General features: G+C 46.7%; 15 protein-coding genes. 8 read left to right on the forward strand and 7 right to left on the reverse strand.

Annotated elements, in window-relative coordinates; all coding sequences use genetic code 11:
* The first annotated feature begins 31 nt into the window (after positions 1–31).
* The 4 genes from L4C42_RS18465 (at position 32) to rsgA (ending at position 2,955) form a co-directional block, all read left to right on the forward strand.
* The gene (locus L4C42_RS18465) at positions 32–493 is read left to right on the forward strand and encodes a hypothetical protein (RefSeq protein ID WP_418642660.1); all 462 of its coding nucleotides are present in this window, start codon (positions 32–34) and stop codon (positions 491–493) included.
* Positions 490–1,101 (forward strand): SCO family protein, encoded by a 612-nt coding sequence (locus L4C42_RS18470; RefSeq protein WP_353500134.1) that lies wholly within the window; start codon positions 490–492, stop codon positions 1,099–1,101. Before L4C42_RS18465 ends, L4C42_RS18470 begins: the two co-directional genes overlap by 4 nt.
* Positions 1,102–1,163: 62 nt before the next feature.
* Complete coding sequence (locus tag L4C42_RS18475; protein WP_042500419.1) at positions 1,164–1,616, forward strand: copper chaperone PCu(A)C; 453 nt, start codon at positions 1,164–1,166, stop codon at positions 1,614–1,616.
* Between the two features lie 283 nt (positions 1,617–1,899).
* Entirely contained in the window at positions 1,900–2,955 is a 1,056-nt protein-coding gene (rsgA, locus tag L4C42_RS18480; protein ID WP_353500133.1) for a ribosome small subunit-dependent GTPase A, read from the forward strand.
* Between the two features lie 71 nt (positions 2,956–3,026).
* On the opposite strand, the gene L4C42_RS18485 is transcribed toward rsgA, so the two are convergent.
* The 7 genes from L4C42_RS18485 to L4C42_RS18515 form a co-directional block, all read right to left on the reverse strand.
* Positions 3,027–4,400 (reverse strand): sensor histidine kinase, encoded by a 1,374-nt coding sequence (locus tag L4C42_RS18485; protein WP_418642661.1) that lies wholly within the window; start codon positions 4,398–4,400, stop codon positions 3,027–3,029.
* 55 nt (positions 4,401–4,455) lie between these two features.
* The gene (locus tag L4C42_RS18490; protein ID WP_353500131.1) at positions 4,456–5,280 is read right to left on the reverse strand and encodes a response regulator transcription factor; all 825 of its coding nucleotides are present in this window, start codon (positions 5,278–5,280) and stop codon (positions 4,456–4,458) included.
* 65 nt (positions 5,281–5,345) lie between these two features.
* Complete coding sequence (locus L4C42_RS18495; protein ID WP_429761590.1) at positions 5,346–6,041, reverse strand: spondin domain-containing protein; 696 nt, start codon at positions 6,039–6,041, stop codon at positions 5,346–5,348.
* 8 nt (positions 6,042–6,049) lie between these two features.
* On the reverse strand, positions 6,050–6,733 hold the full coding sequence (locus L4C42_RS18500) for a spondin domain-containing protein (protein WP_353500129.1): 684 nt from the start codon (positions 6,731–6,733) through the stop codon (positions 6,050–6,052).
* Between the two features lie 184 nt (positions 6,734–6,917).
* The gene (locus tag L4C42_RS18505; RefSeq protein ID WP_353500128.1) at positions 6,918–7,355 is read right to left on the reverse strand and encodes a PaaI family thioesterase; all 438 of its coding nucleotides are present in this window, start codon (positions 7,353–7,355) and stop codon (positions 6,918–6,920) included.
* A gap of 79 nt (positions 7,356–7,434) precedes the next feature.
* Positions 7,435–9,723, reverse strand: a complete 2,289-nt coding sequence (locus tag L4C42_RS18510; RefSeq protein ID WP_353500127.1) for an acyl-CoA dehydrogenase — start codon at positions 9,721–9,723, stop codon at positions 7,435–7,437.
* 5 nt (positions 9,724–9,728) lie between these two features.
* Complete coding sequence (locus tag L4C42_RS18515; protein WP_353500126.1) at positions 9,729–10,391, reverse strand: TetR/AcrR family transcriptional regulator; 663 nt, start codon at positions 10,389–10,391, stop codon at positions 9,729–9,731.
* Between the two features lie 697 nt (positions 10,392–11,088).
* Between L4C42_RS18515 and L4C42_RS18520 the strand changes: the two genes are divergently transcribed.
* The 4 genes from L4C42_RS18520 to sstT all read left to right on the forward strand — a co-directional run bounded on the left by L4C42_RS18520 (position 11,089) and on the right by sstT (position 15,211).
* Positions 11,089–11,433 (forward strand): phasin family protein, encoded by a 345-nt coding sequence (locus L4C42_RS18520; protein WP_042500368.1) that lies wholly within the window; start codon positions 11,089–11,091, stop codon positions 11,431–11,433.
* 141 nt (positions 11,434–11,574) lie between these two features.
* The gene (gene phaC, locus L4C42_RS18525) at positions 11,575–13,335 is read left to right on the forward strand and encodes a class I poly(R)-hydroxyalkanoic acid synthase (RefSeq protein ID WP_353500125.1); all 1,761 of its coding nucleotides are present in this window, start codon (positions 11,575–11,577) and stop codon (positions 13,333–13,335) included.
* The gene (locus L4C42_RS18530) at positions 13,325–13,723 is read left to right on the forward strand and encodes a MaoC family dehydratase (protein ID WP_353500124.1); all 399 of its coding nucleotides are present in this window, start codon (positions 13,325–13,327) and stop codon (positions 13,721–13,723) included. The genes phaC and L4C42_RS18530 overlap by 11 nt, the downstream gene beginning before the upstream one ends.
* 270 nt (positions 13,724–13,993) lie before the next feature.
* The gene (sstT, locus tag L4C42_RS18535; protein WP_353500123.1) at positions 13,994–15,211 is read left to right on the forward strand and encodes a serine/threonine transporter SstT; all 1,218 of its coding nucleotides are present in this window, start codon (positions 13,994–13,996) and stop codon (positions 15,209–15,211) included.
* The last annotated feature ends 28 nt before the right edge of the window (positions 15,212–15,239 follow it).

The following is a 15,239-nucleotide window of genomic DNA, read 5'->3' on the forward strand; positions in this document are numbered from 1 at the left end:
CCGCACAGATGCCGATATGGAATATGTTAGGATGCGGTTACCAATTCTTCTATGGGTTAACATCACCTTGAACAGCAAATTAAAAATTCTCCTTGTTGCGGCAGCGCTAGGCGCTGGCTTTTATTTGCCATCGGCGTTTAAACAAGCGCCAAACACAGAGATAGATTTGACTGACTATTGCATGCTATCTGACGAAGTTTGCGAGCAGCAAGGCGTGAAAGTTAAGCTCGATACGCGCCGTGTCACGCCGCTGACGCCGATTAAGGTCGATGTATTTTGGCCAAATGCCAATACGGAGTTTTTAACCGTTTCTCTGGAAGGCAAGGAGATGGACATGGGCGTCGCCAAGTATCAGCTTGAGATGATCAAACCCGACGTCTATCAAGGTGAAATTATCTTACCAGTTTGTGCCGAGCAACGTATGACTTGGTATGGTAAGGTTTCTGATGGTGAGACCGACATTAAAGCAGCCTTGAGGATGAGTGCTCGATGAACAAAAAATGGATAGGACTTCTAGCGGTTGCGTTTGGCCTTGGCATAGGCAGCAACCTCTATCTCAACAACCAACAACAAAAACAACAGCAGGCCGAAGAGCTTGCCAAACTGCAAGCGGTCTCCGAATCGGTACTGTATGGCGAGAATGGGCAAGCTGTAGCGATTTTTGATCAAGCTGACCCTCGCACCCGTGTGGTCTACTTTGGGTTTACCCGCTGCCCCGATGTCTGCCCAACCTCATTGGCGATGCTAGCTGGCGCGCTAAACCAGATCGACGATGAAACCAAAGCCACACTAAGACCTATGTTTGTTTCCCTCGACCCTGAGCGCGATGCCGCAGAAGCCTCTGCCGAGTACGCCCACTACTTTCACCCAATGATTGAAGGCTTATCTGCGCCGCTGGAAGTCACCAAACCGCTTGCTCACAAGTATGGCGTTATCTTCCGTAAGGCAGAACTTGAGGACTCCAAGCTTGGCTATACCCTCGACCACAGTTCGTATTTCTATTTCCTAAGCCCGGACGGCACGCTTATTGAAAAAGTGCCGCACACGCTCAATCCTGCTCCGATTATTGAGGCGATTCATCGCGTTAATAAGCAAGGATAAGCAACACTATACTTTATAAACGATGCACTTATAACGATGCACCTATAACAATGGAATGAACCATGAAGCTCAACAAACTCCTTCTATCTGCAATCGCCCTAGCGCCTCTTTCGATGGCACACGCCGCTATCGATGTGAATGATGTGTACGCTCGCGCAACACCACCAAATGCAACAACCAGCGCGGTATTCGGCACCATTGAAAATACCGGCAATGAAGTTCGTACTATCGTTAGCGCAAGCTCACAAGCGTCAAGCGTGGTTGAACTGCACGATGTTATCAAAGAAGGTGATGTCATGAAGATGCGTCAAGTGAACACCATCGACATTCCAGCCAATGGTAAAACCATCCTTAAGCCTGGCAGCCTGCATGTGATGCTATTGGATGTAAAAGCGCCTATGAAAGAAGGGGACACCATTAACGTTGAGCTAAACTTTGCCAATGGTGAAGTGAAAGTCCTGACCGTGCCAGTGAAAAAAGTCATGTCGGGTATGAAGCATCATAAACATCACTAATCTCAATGCTCTATATCGCAGCGCTGTACAATCAGCGCTGCGCTGCTATTATTAGCCTGTTTTCACTCACTACATTGGAGGATTTTCATGATTGTTATTCATACCCACCCGGTAAAGTTGGCTAAAACTAACGGTTGAGCGAAGCACAACAACAGATACTGTTTCCTAACCCCTCCCCTTCTTTACCCGGTGTTCATAACCGGGGTCTTGTGCAACCTGCACACACTTACATCGGTAAGTACCTGACCCTTATAAAAATAAGACCAAATTTTAGGTACTAACAATGCATTCTATTTTTACCCATCCAATCGCGATCAACGAACTTGGCTGGAAAACCTATTTTCAACAACAGCTCACGCTAGAAGAGTATGACGGCATTATTTTCGGCCGAGTGATTGCTCATCATCGCAGCGGTTATATCGTTTGTACTGAGCAACAAGAGTTTCACCTTGAACACCACATTAGCTACCCAGCGATGACGGTGGGAGACTGGCTACTCCTTGACGAGCAACAGGGGTTTGTTCGCTTGCTGGAGCGAAAGTCACTGTTCAGCCGCAAGGCGCCGGGCTCAAAAATCGAAGAGCAGTACATTGCTGCGAACGTCGATACGGTGTTCATCGTCTGCTCGCTCAACTTTGACTTTAATCTTAGTCGCATCGAGCGCTACCTAACGTTAGTGAATGAAGCCAAAGCAGAAGCGGTTATCGTACTCACCAAAGCCGACTTGTGTGACGATGTCGAAGACAAGCGCCAGCAAGTGCAATCCCTTGACCCATTTTTGATGATAGAAACGGTTAATTCGCTTGATGTGGAGTCGCTACAAGGACTGCAATCATGGTGCGGAACAGGGCAAACCGTGGCGTTTATGGGATCATCAGGGGTCGGTAAATCGACATTGGTGAATACACTGATGCAAACGCAAACTCTGACGACAGGCGGCATTCGTGAAGACGACAGTAAAGGTCGCCACACCACAACGTCTCGCTCAATGCACAAGATGCCAAAGGGTGGATTGCTGCTAGATACACCGGGAATGCGCGAAATTCAGCTCACGGCCAGTGAAGAAGGCCTAGCCGAAACCTTTAGTGATGTTGAAGCGCTGATAAACCAATGCCGCTTTAGTGATTGTCAGCACACCAACGAGCCAGGCTGCGCAGTGCGCAAAGCATTGGAAGCCGGTGATCTTGATGAGAGACGAATGGAGAACTACTTCAAACTGCAGCGCGAGCAAGCGAGAAACAGTGCATCACTTGCGGAAAAACGCAGCAAATCCAAAGAGTTTGGTAAGTTCATCAAGTCGGTGCAGTCTGAAAGTCGCCATCGTAAAAAAGGCTACTAACGGATTAGACATTAAGCCCAAACAAACACGGCTCCGAGTACGCTCGGAGCCTTTTTACATCACTCTTAGGTTTACAGCACTCTTAGCGCAAATCGCTGCTGATACAAAGTATCCGTAGCACTGGTTTCTAAGTAGCTGTGATGCAACATTAAAATCGATTGAACGATCCTCGTTCCTATCCCCAATGACCCGCTCGGCGCGCTGGCTTCTACTCTATTAATAAACACAAACTGAATGCTTTGGCCATCTGGCGAAGTATGGGCTTGGCAATCAACGCTGGCACCGGATGGACTGTGACGCAACGCATTCTCTAGCAAGTTAAGCACCAATCGCTCCAGCAGTCCTTTATCCCCTATGGTTTTAATATCTTTATCCACCTCGACATTGAGTGTTATCTGCCGTCTTTGAAATTGACTTAACATTGTTTCGGCACACTCTGTCACCAAAGAACTGAGTTCAACAGGCTGATACTCATAACTGGGTAAATGAGAATCCGCTTTAGCGGTTTCGAGCAGTGAATAGAGCTGCTCCGACAGCTTACCGCAATTGCGATACGCCACTTCAATCAAGGGGTCAGAACCCGGGTGTTGCAATTTCCAGGTTTCCAAATACCCCAGAACGCTAGAGAGTGGCGTTTTTAAATCATGGCTGAGCTGCACGAGTGTGTCACGGCGACTACTTGCTTGGTATTCAAGTTGAAGAAACTGCTGCTGAATCTGCTTGGCCATTTTCTGATACGAATGCGCGATCGGCACTAACTCGGGTACCTGTTTGGTAAAATCCGGCTTTAAGCGAAAGTCTTGTTCGGCCTGCTGCTCCAAGTTCATGGTCACTTTTTCAATAGGGGTGAGCAGGCTGCGTTTCACTAACCAATAAGCGCCTATCGCAAACCCAAGAATCGACAGCAGCGTCAACCCCGTTAAGGCGATGTAGGGCGTATCCACTTGTGCTTTGGCAATCGCTGAATGCTTGGTGCTGCCAATGACCACATACAAGTAACCGATGGTAGAGCCAAACTCCTCTATCGCGGCGACTGAGAATACCGTGTCTTCCCCTGGATGACGTGGGTCTTGCCCGAGGATCGGAAACGGTTGATTTGACAAAAAACGCCGTATCGGTTCGATATCAATACTACCCATGATCTCAGCCCCTTCTGGCGCTGCATGAGTGGTAATATTCCCTTGGGCATCAAGAAAATAGATCTCAAAATCAGGGCCGATGAGCATTAAGGTATGAAATATTGATTTCAGCGCTTTGGGGTTGTATTCGGTGCCAATCATCAGTGGATTGTCATCGCGCATATGTACCGCTAAGTCTTTATGCAGACTTTGGGTCGTACGGTACTCAATGGTTTGTCGCTGCCAATGATACGTCACGGCAATGATCACCGTCATAAGGCAGAACCAGAGACTGGTAAAAATCACTAAGCGCATTTTGAAACTCATACCACCTCCTTTTAGACTTCGCTTCCATCACATCAAACTCATCACATCCAATCCGTCACACGCGAATCGATTGAAACTTATAACCAACGCCCCACACCGTCTGAACAAAGCTTTGTTGGTTACTTGGTTGTGAATTATCGGAAGCCTCAGTGTCGGCGCTCATCTGGGTAGAATCGGGCACCGTCAGCTTAGTGCGCAGCCTGTTGATGGTGCTACACACTGTATGGTGATAACCGGTGTGGTTGGTGTGCCAAACATGCTCTAGCAGTTCATCCTTGCTATAGACCCTGCCAGGTCTTGAGGCCAAAAAGTGCAGCAATGTAAATTCAGTGGCGGTAAGTGCAATGGCTTTACCATGCAATGATACCGTGTGCTGCTCTGGGCTAATTGTTAGCGGTCCAAATACTAGCTCGTTATTTTCGCTCTCTTGCGCTGAGGAGCCAGGTCTTGTTTGGCGACGTAGAATATTCCGAACTCTAGCCTGAAACTCTAAGACGCTAAAAGGCTTGGTAATGTAGTCGTCGACACCCGCTTCCAAACCGTCGACTTTATCCATTTCACTGTCGCGTGCAGTCAACATAAGCACTGGCGTCCAATCTTCTACCCGTCGCAGCGAGTGGCATACATCGATGCCGTCACCATCCGGCAGACCTCTATCGAGAATCACAAGATCAAAAGGCTGGACGCTGCAGTGTTGGCGCGCTTCCCCACACAAACTCACTCTCGTGACCTGATGCCCCTGAAACTTAAGATGCATCTGAACTAGGTCAGCGAGATCATCGTCGTCTTCTACCAATAATATATTGGCGGCTTTATACGCCGCAGTGGAGGCTTGGGGCGCACTTGCAGAAAACGAACTGCGGTTTGGTTGACTTGCCATATCACGATACCTGCTCCAATTCCGTAGACCTAGCACATGACCGGAGCAGGTAGTAATAACTTTCATTATTCGATTCGTGTAATGGTAATTCTTGCCCCAGGGTTTAAGAACCTGTGATTCGCAGACAATGCAGATGTTGCTAACCCATCGTCTTTACTCACAATTCCCGGATGAAAAGTGACTTTGTCGTCATCATTCCGATTGGCGTTAAAGCCTTCGCCACCACCAGCAGGTCCAGGTATGGTTGCCGCCAGTTCATCATTCCCTTCGGTTCCTGAATCCCAGACATTCATGTCCATGACAAAGGTTTCGCCAGATGCGAGGCTACCAATGGACAATCCAGTTTCACCGACAAACGCATCATTCGTGTTCACAAACATAGACGCAACCGACAGATACTTAGCTTGCTCTGGTGACAAGGTCAAGGTGATGGAGTCACTCGCACCAGGCATGATGAGCCCTTTCCCTGATGTGCTGGTGTAAACATTATCGTCACTGCCACTTAACGCAAGCAACTCAGCATTGCTGCCACCTTCAGCCAAATGTTCTAGCTCAACAGATACGCTCTGCCCTACCTCAAACATGCTAAAGCCACTATTGTGAGCAAGTATCGCAAGTGGGCTCAATGGCTGATTCGCCGACAAATTTTGAACGCTCACCGTATAACGGTAGTTTTGAGTCGCTGGGCTGTCATCATCGTTGTGACCGCACCCTGCAATCACCGCAACAGCGCTGGCCAATAGTAAAATTCGTGTCTTCATGTGACCTCCTATTTCACTACAACAGTGATCGTTGCAACAGGGTTTAACCAGCGGTGACTGGTATTGTCTAGGTCACTAATACCACCAGCGGGATCACTATCGCCCAAATTACCTGGATGAACATGAACGGTGGTATTGGTTACTGTGGTTTCAACACCGCTACCGCCAGCACCAAAGGTAAGGAAAGGTGGATTAGGCATGCTTCCAGCAAGCTCGTCATTGGCTTCGGTGCCCGCATCATAGCCGCGCAGCGTCGCTTTGTAGGTGCCTGGTTCAGTTGGAATTTTCCAGCTATCTAGGCCAACAAAGCCGTCATTAGTTGGCAGTAACATCGCACTTAGAGAGAGGTAGCCAAAGCTTCCGCTATCCATTGAAAAGGTCGTCGCAACACCTGGGTTTAAAATGCCAGTCGCTGGATTTTCGACCACTACTCCGCCGGCGTTACCGATCACGCTAGCCAACGCAGAGATATCCCCGCCTTCAGCCATCGCCTCTAACTCGGCAGAGGCTGCTTGTCCGGTGCGAAACATCACCAAATCTGAATTGTGTGCAGCAACGATGAGCGGCGTGAAGTAGATGCCCTTAGTAGCATTAGTGATGGTGATTTCAAGCTCAGCGGCATTGACGGAGCCGGCTCCGAGAAGTAGTGATGCAGACGTTATAGCAAGTCCAAGTTGAGTACGTTTTTTCATTGTGATTCCATCCTTTAACTGTCCCTAAGGACACCATTTATTAAACGCACAATGCACAAGTTAAGGTTGTTGCGCGTTTCCATGTGTTAAAGCATGCAGGTTAAGGTTTGCAGCAGCCTCACCGATTTCTCACAAATTTCTCTCAATTGGCTCTGAAAATTCTTCCCTTAATAAATTCAAACCCTTAAGACTGATAGCCCGGTACATCTAGTAGCAACATTTTACTGCGAACAAACAACCCATTGCCTCGCCCGATCTCGCGATCTTCACCATCATAGGCAACCGACTCAACAATAAACTGGCTGCTGTTGATATTGACCACTTTGCCTACCGCTTTCATACGCCCCTTGGAAACAGGCCGAGTGATATAGGTAGTAAAAGAGGTCGTCAGAACAAAATACTCTTTCTCTAGACTTGCAGCAGCAAAAAAGGCGGCATCATCGAGCATTTTAAAGTAGACCGAACCGTGCACCGCACCTGCCGTGTGAAAGTATTTTTTATGTAGCTCAATTTCAATATCTGCCTGAGCTTCCTGAACTTTAATTCGAGGTAAATAGAATTCGTTAATTGGCGCTGCTAAGTACATGCTTTCTAGCGCTTGATAGTGCTGGAGATTTTCCATGATGTTCCTAGTTGAGACTTAATCGTTTGTTATCGTTATACAAAAAAGCCTGCCTACCGAAGTAGACAGGCTTTTAATGCTAGCTTGCGTTGGCGAGCGCCTTTTGTTTTTGAGGATCACCATTCGTTAGCGTGGTCTTCATATCATGGCTGAAATGGTCAACCTGAATCGCTCGGTAACGAAGCGCATCCGCCTCTAGAATTTTATCGACTTCCTCTTGGCTCAAGATATTTTCTTTCAGTGCTTGTGCCAAACGGTCAGCTAATAGTCCTTTGCGAGCAACCTTGCCTGCTTTAACGCCTGCAAGAAGCTTCTTCTCTAAATCTCGCACACCATACATGGCAACAAAAGCGCGATCCATCAGTCCAACATTGTCATCTTCAGCAGCTCCGACATAGCACAGATGCGTCAAGCGATCGCGCATTTCACCAGGTACCATCAGCTTGTTTGCGATGCGCAAAGTGACATCATCGCTTGGTAATTTGAAATGGTTACCAATTGGGAATAGCAGTGTTTTTAATGTTTTACCTGCGAATCCGCTTGGAAAGTTGCGGTAAGCTTCATTCAATGACTTCGCCGCATGGTGGAAACAGTAATCGACTGCATAATCAACAAAGTCACGTTCTTCTGCTCGGCTGCCCTCATCTTGGTATTTCTTCAATACTGCTGATGCCAAATAGAGGTATGCAAGACCATCACCGAGTCGCGCAGAAATCAGCTCTTTGCGTTTCAGCTCACCACCCAGCGTTAACATGGCAAAGTCAGCACTCACCGCAAGAGCCTTGCTCAAGCGCTTCAAATTTTTATAGTGACGAGCTGTTTCACCACTTACCGGCGACGAGGTTAGCGCAGAGCCTGTCAATGCAGCAAACAAGCCGCCAATAGAATTTTTTGTCGCGTGACCGATATGTTTAAACAACAAGTTATCAAACGCCTCAAGACCCGCTTGATGATCTGGGTTGGCCGCCGCTTCCATTTCTTGGAACACGTATGGATGGCAACGCGTGGCACCCTGACCAAAAATCATAAGGTTACGCGTTAGAATGTTCGCACCTTCCACCGTGATAGCAACCGGCACACCCAAATAGGCCGAAGACAAGTAGTTCATTGGCCCACATTGGATAGCACGCCCTGCGTGGATATCCATCGAGTCATTCAAGATGGTGCGTGAGATTTCTGTCATGTGATATTTGGCAATGGCGGTGACAATACCCGGTTTTTGCCCCATATCAAGCGACGTCGTTGTTAGGGTGCGGCTCGCTTCCAGCAAGTAGTTCAAACCGCCAATACGACCTAACGCTTCAGCCACCCCTTCAAATTTACCAATCGACATACCAAACTGCTTACGAACATAGGCGTACGCACCGGTTGTTCTCGCCGTCAAATGGCCAATAGCGGTGCCTAGTGCCGGCAGTGATATACCGCGCCCTGCTGATAGACATTCCACCAACATACGCCAGCCCTTACCCGCATAGTTAGCGCCGCCAATGAGCCAGTCCATCGGGATGAACACATCCTGACCTTGGATCGTGCCATTCATGAAGGCCAAATGAAGGGGGTCATGTCTTTCGCCTATCACCACACCAGGGTGATCGGTTGGAATCAATGCACACGTAATGCCGACGTTCTTGTTATCGCCAAGTAAACCGTCAGGATCTAGCATCTTAAACGCCAGTCCCATTACGGTCGCTATGGGCGCTAAGGTGATATAACGTTTGTTCCAATTAAGTCGGATACCTAACACTTCCTCACCTTGGTGTTCGCCATAACAAACAACGCCGGTATCCGGTATACCACCCGCATCAGAACCTGCTTCAGGCCCCGTGAGGGCAAAACATGGTGTGTCTGTACCATCAGCGAGTCGAGGCAACCAATAGTCTTTTTGTGCTTGAGTACCATAGTGTGAAAGCAGTTCGCCTGGGCCTAAGGAGTTAGGCACCATGACCGTAATCGCCGCGCTCATGCTACGAGTCGCGATTTTGGACACTATCGTTGAATTGGCCAGCGCAGAGAAAGCGCGCCCGCCGTATTCCTTGGAGATGATAAGGGAGAAGAAGCGCTCTTTCTTCAGATACTCCCAGACTTCTGGTGGCAAATCGCGATCTTCTTTGACGGCTTTGTGATCATCGAGCATCGACAACAACGTTTCGAGCTGATTTTCTATAAAGTTCTGTTCTTCCGCGGTCAGCGTCGGCTTGGGATAATTGTGAAGAGTATTAAAATCTGGATTACCAGAAAACAATTCGCCATCCCACCATACTCCGCCCGCTTCCATGGCCTCACGTTCAGTGGCAGACAGAGGTGGCAGCACTTTCTTAAACAGATTAAATGCTGGCTGGCTGATCAACTTCTTTGTAATGACACTCATATCCATTAATCCTTTTGTTGAGTTTCGCAATTATCTTGCTTGTTGTCGGTTTCTAAGCCAGCCGAAATGTAGGGTATGGCTTGCTCGATAATATTTAATAAGTCACTGTCTCGATCGAACTGGCTTGCAGCGATCTCGTTTAATGCCTTAGATGACACAGTGGCAAACACGAACGCCCCAAGGGCAAAATGCAATCGCCAAAACAAAGGCTCTTCATCAATACTTGGGTTAGCTGTGAGCATAGATAGTTTGAATAGCTCTAAAGTTTTCCCGTAATGATTAACAATGAACCATCGCAAATGTCCTTGAACATCGCTATAACCGCTAGCAATGAGCAATAAAAAGCTGGCCATGCCATTTGGGTGTAACTTATTTAAACCCAATAGCGGCGACTTTATTGTGTTCAACACATCCTCAACGCTATAGCTTGCTCTGAGGTTCAATTGTTCTAATTGCCCATGCACTTGTGGCATTAAATGAACGAGGTAGTCATCCAAAATCGCCTGTACTAAAGAGTTTTTATCTCCAAAGTGATAATTGACGGCAGCTAGATTCACATCGGCTCTTTGAGTGATATCTCGTAGCGATGTATTGTTATAACCTCGCTCTATAAATAGAGTCTGAGCAATATTAAATATCTTTTCTTTTGTTCCAGATTTTACTTTCATAATTTAAAACGCCCGTATCAAACGCTCGTTTAATATATCCAGCAAAATTTAATCCAACAAGTGATTAACATCAACTTTTTAAAATTAACATCCATTGCAGAGAGCATATACATCTAAGCTCATGAAAGTAGTAGGGAAATTTTTTAGGTTAATTTCAAAGCCAAAAGAAATTGCAATAAAATACTTAAAATACAGAAAGTTAACAATAAACCACCACAACAAAAACATGAATCACCAGCAAAGCATTCACACAAGGAATGCAACCCCGGATCCAACAGCAATCAAAGAATCGAATAGTTAATCCAGCATAAATAAAGCAAGTCGAATACATTGACTGCCTTTTACTACAGGTGAACGGCTGTATTTTTGTGATCTACATTTCAATTTTGGCAATTAATAGCCGTCTAGCAAAATCAAAATTCAAACACAATTTAAATAACAACAAGTCATTAACAGTAATTAAATTGGGCACTTATGCAATCAAACTCAAAGGACAATTAAACACTGAGCATTATTTTTAGAGCTGATCACCTATAAATTATGCCTTTTGAGGCTAGTGACAAAGGGTTAAGCATTCTTCATCATATCCGTATTCAAACACGCGTTTGAATTCCATGACTTAAATCAAAAAGCGAACAGGTAACTCGATATTAGAGACACGTTGTTCATCAAAAAGACGTTTAAAAGGAAGCTAACCATGCAAAATCAAGCCGCTCTAGAAGCAGTAAATGCTCAACTACAATCTGTTCTTAACCCATTTGCTAACTTCAGCCAACTGGTTGCGAAGAACGTAGAAACACTATCAAAAATGCAGATTGAAACTTTGACTGCATACAGCGAGTTGACTAACGAAAACCTACAAAGCCTTGTGGCGGTGAAACAACCACAAGATCTGATGAACCACGGCAGCAAACAACTCGAGATCATTACTAAAGTAAGCCAGCGCCTACTGGAAGACGGTCAAAAGCTAAGCCAGATTGGTAACGAGTTTAAAGCCGCTGTTGATGAAATTTCGGCAAGTTCAATTACGCCAAACAAGTAATCTTGGCTCCGCTTTTTGAGATGGGCGTACCTCGTTAATAACTATTCGTTTATAAACATCAGTTTCCGAGCATGAGTTTCTAAACATACGTTTCTAAACATGGTGTCGCCCTCTATTTTCTATGCAATAAAGGATGAGAAGATGGAAAATAAGCCCCCATTCCAAGATGTCATCGATAGTTACTTTCAAGCCACCCAAGGTTGGTTTGATGCGTTTCAAAAGCCTACTCAATCCACCATCTTCAAATCTCAAGTCGAAGACTGGAGTCAGCTCGCACAATCTGTCGCTAGCAACCCTACCAGTATCCTAGAGCAGCAAATGACATGGTGGAACCAACAGATAAACCTGTTTAATGACTGTATTTTGTCGACCAGCGAATCTACCGCTAAAGAGACAGATCCCCGTTTTAGAGATGAAAGCTGGTCTGAAAATCCGATGTATAGCTACATCAAAGAGAGTTATAAACTGGTCTGTAAATCGGTACTCGATACCATTGGTAATACCCAAGATATCGAACCAGAAGCAAAAGAGCGCCTCGAGTTCTTTGCGCGCCAGTTTCTCAATGCGATGTCACCAAGTAACTTCATCACAACCAACCCAGAAATCATGAAGCTGACGCTAGAGTCCAACGGTGAGAACCTCATCAAAGGCCTCGACCAATTGCAGAAAGATATGAGCAAAAGCGTAGACATGCTCAATATCCGTATGACCGATAGCGAAGCGTTTGTGGTTGGCGAAAACGTTGCGGCGACAGAAGGCAAAGTGGTATTCAAAAACCATCTGTTTGAGCTTATTCAGTATCAAGCGACAACAGAAGAAGTGTACAAGCGTCCGATGATGTTGGTGCCACCTTTTGTGAACAAGTACTACATCATGGATTTGAATCAGCGTAAGTCATTTGTGAAATGGCTGGTCGATCAAGGCCACACCGTATTTATGATCTCTTGGGTTAACCCGGATGCATCGTACCGTGATACTGACTTTGGCCACTACGTGATAGACGGCATCATCCCGGCGCTGGATGCGATTGAAGCCCAGACTGGTGAGCGTGAAGTGAACGGACTAGGCTATTGTATTGGCGGTACACTGCTTACAGCCGCGATGGCCTATCTTGCAGGAAAGCGTCGCAAGCAGCGCATTAAATCAGCCACGCTATTAACCACGATCCTCGATTTCCAGCAGCCTGGTGAGCTTGGCATCTTTATCAATGACCCGATGATTTCGGCTATTGAGTCTCAAAACAACCATCAAGGCTATATGGACGGGCGCCAAATGGCGGTGTCGTTCAGTTTGCTTCGTGAAAACAGCCTTTACTGGAACTACTACATCACCAACTACCTGAAAGGTGAAAAACCTGTCGCGTTTGATCTACTGCATTGGAATAGCGACAACACCAATGTGCCAGCAAGTTGTCACAACCAAATGCTGCGCCAGTTCTATCTAGAAAACAAACTCAGCCAGCCAAATGGCATTGAGATTGACGGTATTGGTATCGACCTTACCAAAGTGAAATCGCCAACTTTCTTCCTTTCCGCTATCGAAGATCATATCGCGCTTTGGAAAGGCACCTTTAAGGGCACGGATCTGCTAAGCGGTCAAAACACTTTTGTACTAGCGGAAAGCGGACATATTGCCGGCCCGATGAATCATGCGGATTCAACCAAGTATGGCTATTGGACGAATGACAAAGTGGATACGGACGCCGACACTTGGCTTGAGACAGCAGACAAGCACACTGGCTCTTGGTGGGGACACTGGCAAGAGTGGCTTGATGCGCGTAATTTCTCACAGAAAATTGAGGCTCGCGTGCTTGAAGGTGAGCTTGACGCACCGGGAAATTATGTAAAACAACGCATTGAAGACGTACTAAACACGCAAGAGGAGAGCTGCCATGTCGCTTGAAGTAGGACAATACGCGAGCCTAAGTAAAACACTCGATAAAGCGGCCGTAGAACAGTTTGCCTCGTTAGCGGAAGATTATAACCCGGTTCATTTGGATGAAGCCTTTGCCGCAATGACACCGTTCGAGGTGCCGATTGTGCATGGTATGTTAGGCGCGAGTTTAGTGTCTGGACTGCTGGCATCAAAAATCCCGGGGCCTGGTGCTATTTATCTTGGGCAAACACTACAGTTTACCTGCCCAATCCGTGTAGGAGAGACTGTGACCGCTCGCGTAGAGGTCACTGAAGTGCGAGAGGATAAACCCATCGCTAAACTGCTAACTCAAGTACTTAATGAGCAAGGAAAAGTCGCCATCAAAGGCGAAGCGACGGTCATGCTTCAAGGCTAAAACTGAGTCAAAAAAATCGTTCTCGATCCCCAAAAGGCAGCTAACGCTGCCTTTTTCGTGTCACGAACACTAAATTACCCAACATTTACAACCATTAAACTCAACAATAACAACTAAATCATTCAACAATTGAATTATTTGTAGACACATCATCCTGTCTTGCTAAGATACCGAACGCAAACACACTTTATTACATAATAACTGCACTAGCGGAATGGTGCTGTCTAAGACCATCACGACTCAGTGCAGAATCTATACAGGGATATAAAAATGCAAAGTTCTAGCATCCTTGCCCGTTATGCGAATGGTAATCTGGTTCTGCAGATCCTCGCGGGTATCGTTTTTGGTTTTATCCTCGCTGTCGCGTCTCCAACAACTGCTCAAAGCTTCGGAATGCTTGGTAGCTTGTTTGTCGGAGCACTTAAAGCTGTCGCCCCAATTTTAGTTTTCATTCTTGTCGCAGCTTCTATTGCCAACCAAAAGAAAAACCAAACCACGCATATGCGTCCAATCGTTGTGCTGTACCTCATTGGTACATTCTCGGCGGCGCTTACTGCAGTTTTGCTTAGCTTCCTTTTCCCAACCGAGCTTACCTTGGTTGCCGGCGCGGAAGGAGCAACGCCACCGCAAGGTATTGGCGAAGTTCTACACACACTGCTGTTTAAGCTGGTCGATAACCCAGTTAGCGCGCTGATGAACGCCAACTACATCGGTATTTTGGCGTGGGCAATTGGTCTGGGTTTAGCCCTGCACCATGCCTCTGACACTACCAAGGCGGTATTTGAAGATCTGAGCCACGGCGTGTCACAAATCGTACGTTTCATCATTCGTCTAGCCCCATTTGGTATTTTTGGCCTAGTGGCGAACACCTTCGCAACAACTGGTTTTTCTGCACTTGCTGGCTACGCACAACTTCTGTTCGTTCTGCTGCTTGCTATGGCAATCATTGCGCTGGTTGTAAACCCAATCATTGTCTACGTGAAGACCAAAGAAAACCCATACCCGCTTGTGTTCCAATGCCTACGTGAAAGTGGTGTGACAGCGTTCTTCACACGCTCAAGTGCGGCTAACATCCCAGTGAACATGACACTGTGTGAGAAGCTGGATTTAGATGAAGACACTTATTCTGTTTCTATCCCGCTAGGCGCGACCATCAATATGGCAGGTGCAGCGATCACCATTACGGTGCTGACTCTAGCGGCTGTGCATACCATGGGCATCGAAATCGATATCTTTACCGCACTACTACTTAGCATTGTTGCTGCGGTATCTGCTTGTGGTGCATCAGGCGTCGCTGGCGGTTCGCTGCTACTTATTCCTCTAGCGTGTGGTCTGTTTGGCATCTCAAACGATGTCGCAATGCAGGTTGTTGCGGTTGGCTTTATCATTGGTGTGATTCAAGATTCTGCCGAGACAGCGCTGAACAGCTCAACTGACGTGGTATTTACTGCGGCCGTTTGCAAAGCAGAGCAGAACAAGCAGGGTTAATATCCGCTAGCATCCCAACTTCAAAGGG

Source organism: Vibrio wakamikoensis (assembly GCF_050337275.1).
In the GTDB taxonomy this organism is placed as follows: Bacteria; Pseudomonadota; Gammaproteobacteria; order Enterobacterales; family Vibrionaceae; genus Vibrio; species Vibrio chaetopteri.

What these genes read in the sequence shown, in the direction of transcription:
- L4C42_RS18465 (WP_418642660.1), top strand. Translation starts at nt 32, where the DNA reads ATGCGGTTACCAATTCTTCTATGGGTTAACATCACCTTGAACAGCAAA.
- L4C42_RS18470 (WP_353500134.1), top strand. Translation starts at nt 490, where the DNA reads ATGAACAAAAAATGGATAGGACTTCTAGCGGTTGCGTTTGGCCTTGGC.
- L4C42_RS18475 (WP_042500419.1), top strand. Translation starts at nt 1,164, where the DNA reads ATGAAGCTCAACAAACTCCTTCTATCTGCAATCGCCCTAGCGCCTCTT.
- rsgA (WP_353500133.1), top strand. Translation starts at nt 1,900, where the DNA reads ATGCATTCTATTTTTACCCATCCAATCGCGATCAACGAACTTGGCTGG.
- L4C42_RS18485 (WP_418642661.1), bottom strand. Translation starts at nt 4,400, where the DNA reads ATGAGTTTCAAAATGCGCTTAGTGATTTTTACCAGTCTCTGGTTCTGC.
- L4C42_RS18490 (WP_353500131.1), bottom strand. Translation starts at nt 5,280, where the DNA reads ATGGCAAGTCAACCAAACCGCAGTTCGTTTTCTGCAAGTGCGCCCCAA.
- L4C42_RS18495 (WP_429761590.1), bottom strand. Translation starts at nt 6,041, where the DNA reads ATGAAGACACGAATTTTACTATTGGCCAGCGCTGTTGCGGTGATTGCA.
- L4C42_RS18500 (WP_353500129.1), bottom strand. Translation starts at nt 6,733, where the DNA reads ATGAAAAAACGTACTCAACTTGGACTTGCTATAACGTCTGCATCACTA.
- L4C42_RS18505 (WP_353500128.1), bottom strand. Translation starts at nt 7,355, where the DNA reads ATGGAAAATCTCCAGCACTATCAAGCGCTAGAAAGCATGTACTTAGCA.
- L4C42_RS18510 (WP_353500127.1), bottom strand. Translation starts at nt 9,723, where the DNA reads ATGAGTGTCATTACAAAGAAGTTGATCAGCCAGCCAGCATTTAATCTG.
- L4C42_RS18515 (WP_353500126.1), bottom strand. Translation starts at nt 10,391, where the DNA reads ATGAAAGTAAAATCTGGAACAAAAGAAAAGATATTTAATATTGCTCAG.
- L4C42_RS18520 (WP_042500368.1), top strand. Translation starts at nt 11,089, where the DNA reads ATGCAAAATCAAGCCGCTCTAGAAGCAGTAAATGCTCAACTACAATCT.
- phaC (WP_353500125.1), top strand. Translation starts at nt 11,575, where the DNA reads ATGGAAAATAAGCCCCCATTCCAAGATGTCATCGATAGTTACTTTCAA.
- L4C42_RS18530 (WP_353500124.1), top strand. Translation starts at nt 13,325, where the DNA reads ATGTCGCTTGAAGTAGGACAATACGCGAGCCTAAGTAAAACACTCGAT.
- sstT (WP_353500123.1), top strand. Translation starts at nt 13,994, where the DNA reads ATGCAAAGTTCTAGCATCCTTGCCCGTTATGCGAATGGTAATCTGGTT.